Source organism: Corynebacterium sp. UMB6689, from assembly GCF_030215295.1.
Lineage (GTDB): Bacteria > Actinomycetota > Actinomycetes > Mycobacteriales > Mycobacteriaceae > Corynebacterium > Corynebacterium aurimucosum.
In genome coordinates, this window is the sequence record NZ_JASOLS010000040.1 from 1 (window position 1) to 3782 (window position 3782).

Sequence of the window (3782 nt, forward strand, 5' to 3'; positions counted from 1 at the left end):
GGCAATGTTGTTGTTACTCCGGGTACCGATGTTGATGGTCCTATCAATGTAGTTGTTGAGGATCCGGATCTGGATGGCGGTAAGACTGAGATTGAGGTTGAGGTTAACGGCCACGAGAAGGACCGCGACGACAACGGTTCTGAGGCGTCCGATAAGACCACGGTTGATGATTCTGGTGTGAAGCCGGTTGATCCGACTGATGAGGAGCAGGACACTGGTATCAAGGTCACTAACCCGGATGATGACACCAAGGTTTCTGCTACTGATGAGGATGGCAAGGATATCCCGGTTGAGATTGACGAGAACGGCAATGTTGTTGTTACTCCGGGTACCGATGTTGATGGTCCTATCAATGTAGTTGTTGAGGATCCGGATCTGGATGGTGGCAAGGCTGAGATCGAGGTTCCGGTTGAGGGCCACGACAAGGGCCGCGATGACAACAAGAAGCCTGCTAAGCCGGGCAAGGATCTGTCTTCGAAGCCGAACGAGCGTTGCATTAACACTGGTTTGGGTGTTGGTATCCCGCTGCTGTTCCTGATTCCGGTTGGTCTGGCTTCGCAGATGAATATTCCGGGTCTGTCGGACTTTGTTGCTCCGATTAACAAGCAGATTCGGGATCTGAATACTCAGCTGCAGAAGCAGGCTGGTGTGTTTAATGGTCCGCTGGCTGGCAAGATGGCTGGTATCGATGCGCAGCTGAAGCGTTTCGGTGTTGATCACCAGCAGGCTGCTGGTGCTGTGGCTCTGATTGCTGCTGGTGCTCTGGCTATTGGCCTTATCGCTGATGCTTGTGCGCCGGGTGCAGGTTCCTCTAACGGTTCCTCCAAGTAAGAGAGACACTGACGCATACCGAGGGCCAGTCGGCCCAAAGTGGCCGGCTGACACATAGAAGGTCAGTCTAAAGACCAGGCCCCTTTTCCACCGTTTCCCTGCGGTGGGAAAGGGGGCCTTGGTGATCCTAAGACTCGAAGCGTTGGGAAGCCGTTCGGTGGGAGTGGGATGGTGGGGTGGGGGGACGTCGCCAAGCAATGCAGTGCTAAAAGTATGCGATAATTCGAGAATGACTACCGTAGGCGACATCGCAGGCCAGATCGGAACCCCTCTGACAGGAAACGCCACCAAGGTGCTCCTCTTGGGAGCGGGTGAGCTGGGCAAGCAGTTGGTAATTGCCTTTCAGAACTTAGGGCTTGAGGTTCACGCCGTGGACCGCTACGCAGGAGCACCCGCGCAGCAGCTTGCGCACTTTAGCTACATCGCAGACATTAGGGACCCGTACAAGGTGTGGGAGCTGACTGAGAAGATCAAGCCAGACTACGTGGTCCCAGAGGTGGAAACCGTCGCGGTGGAGGCGCTGAAGCGTATTGAAGAATTCGGCACCACCGTCGTACCGTCGGCGCGGGCCTGTGAGCTGACGCAGTGTCGGGAGAGCGTGCGTGAGGTAGCTGAAAGCATCGGCCTGCCCGTCACTGCCTATCGCTTTGCTGAGTCTGCTGAGGAGCTGCAAGAGGCAGTGGGGGAGTTGGGGCTGCCGTGCATCGTGAAGCCGGATATTACGACCTCCGGGAAGGGACACATCCTTCTTAAGGAAGAAGAGGACGTGGAGGAGGCCTGGTCCATGGTGCGCCACGTGTCCTCGGAGTATAAGCGCGTCGTGGTGGAGCGCTTCGTTGACTTTGATTATGAGGTCACGCTGCTTGCTGTGCGCTCCATTGACCCGGCTACGGGCAAGATGGCTACTTGGTTCAGTGAGCCCATTGGTCACCGCCACGAGAAGGGAGATCTGGTGGAGTCGTGGCAGCCGATGGCTATGAGTGAAGACGCCCTGGCGAACGCACGCTCCGTTGCGGCGCGTATCTCCAATGAATTGGGAGGGCGCGGTGTCTACGGCGTTGAACTCTTCGTGGCCGGTGATGAGGTGTATTTCTCTTCCGTCTCTCCGCGTCCTTTGGATACCGCCATGCTGACTGGGTATACGCAGCGCTTCTCTGAGTTTGAGCTGCACGTGCGTGCGATTCTGGGCTTCCCCATCGACGTGACGTTGGTCAGCCCCGGTGCTGCGGTTATTCTGCACGCGGACGCTGAGCTTGATGACGTCTCCTACTCTGGCCTCGATGCTGCCCTTGCCTATGAGGAAACGGACGTGCGTTTGTTTGGTAAGCCGTGGGCTTATGCCGGCCGCCGCATGGGCATGGTGGCCACGACTGCCGAAGACGTTGAGACCGCCCGTGACAGGGCGGCGCTGGCGGCGGGAAAGATCACTGTCGGGCCGAATGCTGATAGAACCGTTCACGGTGACTCGCAGCCCGTGGAGCCGACCGCCACTGCCGTCTCCGATATTGAGGTCATTGAGGTCCCAGAACCGGTTGTCGACGTTGATCCGAAATTAACCCGCTCCGCCGATGATTAAAGTAATAGTGACGTTTTAAGAAAGGGCGGAATGATATCCCGGCCCCGCGGGGGAGTGGGGTGATGAACGGGGGAGCGATGGCCGTGCAATATGCGCGGCCACTTTGCGTATGCAAGGCGGCGCATCTGACGGGGGATGGTCCTTTTGTGGTTGGGGTTGACAGTGGATTACGCCCTCCCGGAAGGGGCTTAGAAGTGTGGTCGCGTTAAGCCGTGGCCCCTGCTCAGGCTTAATAAACATTAAGCATAGGAATGTGAGAAAATCTAATCTACGTGACGTATCAACATGATGTCGAACAGGTTGTCGAGAAATGTCCAAAAGTATAAGGATAATACACGTATACCAGCGGAATTGTTGATTTACGATCGCATAGGGGAACTTTATACAACAATCAACAGGCTTGCTGGTAGCTGTGAGTGATGATATTCTCCTGAGTGGACTGTAAGAATATGTGAGTCTCTTAAGGGGATTTGCAGGTTGCGGTGTAAAAACCACGTCCAGACCTCAGATTGATTCAGTAAACCGTAACTGCTGTTTAGTAAAACATGCAGTCATTCGCATCGTTCGAAAAGGGAAAAATGAGTAAATTAAGGAACATCTCCAGAGAGGGGTGGATGGTCTTTACTGCTGTGCTGACGGCAATAGCAGTAGTTGCGGCCATGGTCACCGTACCTGGGATGAAGGCGGAGGCTGCTGAGCCTACTGACTTTAAGCCGAACTTCACTTTGAATGGTGGGCCTGAAAATGAGAAGACTGTAACAGATCCACTTGTGTGGGCTGGACCGGCGCCAACCACACAGGGTAGTAAGAACAATGATGTTGGATGGGGATGGTGTTTGTCGCCAACACGGCTCGACCCAATGAACATCAATGTGGATTATCTTCAAACCAATGCGGTAAAGGCAGATGTTCCTGCTGAGCATTATGATGCGGTAATCAACATTGCCAAGAAATGGCAGGAAAAGGTTGTGGCAGGGGATTTGCATGCAGCTGTCACTTACTCGGTCTATTTGATTGCATTTATTGGTGACACTCAAATTGACCGAAGCATTGCCGCAGATGCAATTCTTGGAAACGATCCTCAAAACCACTACCCCAGTTTCAGGGGTTCCCCGGAAGAATTTCAGGAGCTGACAGGCTTAGAGATTGTTAAGGCGGAAACACCTAGTGGACCGCGCTTTAACAAAGTCGCGGAGATACCTAAGCAGCCATCAGGTTACTTCTTGACGATTGTTAAGCCTGCGGGCACTAGGTCTGGCGCTGGTCAAACTGTGTTGCCGCCAGATCAGCCTGGATTGCCTGGTGATGAGTCTGATTTGCCGAAGATTTCGACGAATGCTGACTTTGCCAATGGTGCAACTGAGGTTGTTGCTGG

1 protein-coding gene and 2 pseudogenes are annotated in these 3782 nt (G+C 54.2%); all 3 read left to right on the forward strand.

The window, feature by feature from the left end:
- Nucleotides 1-831 (forward strand): annotated as a pseudogene (locus QP363_RS12550) (hypothetical protein); the annotation flags it as partial.
- A 229-nt stretch (nt 832-1060) separates the two neighbouring features.
- Nucleotides 1061-2407, forward strand: a complete 1347-nt coding sequence (gene purT, locus QP363_RS12555; RefSeq protein WP_284764734.1) for a formate-dependent phosphoribosylglycinamide formyltransferase — start codon at nt 1061-1063, stop codon at nt 2405-2407.
- A 545-nt stretch (nt 2408-2952) separates the two neighbouring features.
- A pseudogene (locus tag QP363_RS12560) lies at nt 2953-3782 on the forward strand (hypothetical protein); the annotation flags it as partial.

Excerpts from the sequence above, each read along its gene's own strand:
- purT (WP_284764734.1), top strand. The coding sequence starts at position 1,061 with ATGACTACCGTAGGCGACATCGCAGGCCAGATCGGAACCCCTCTGACA.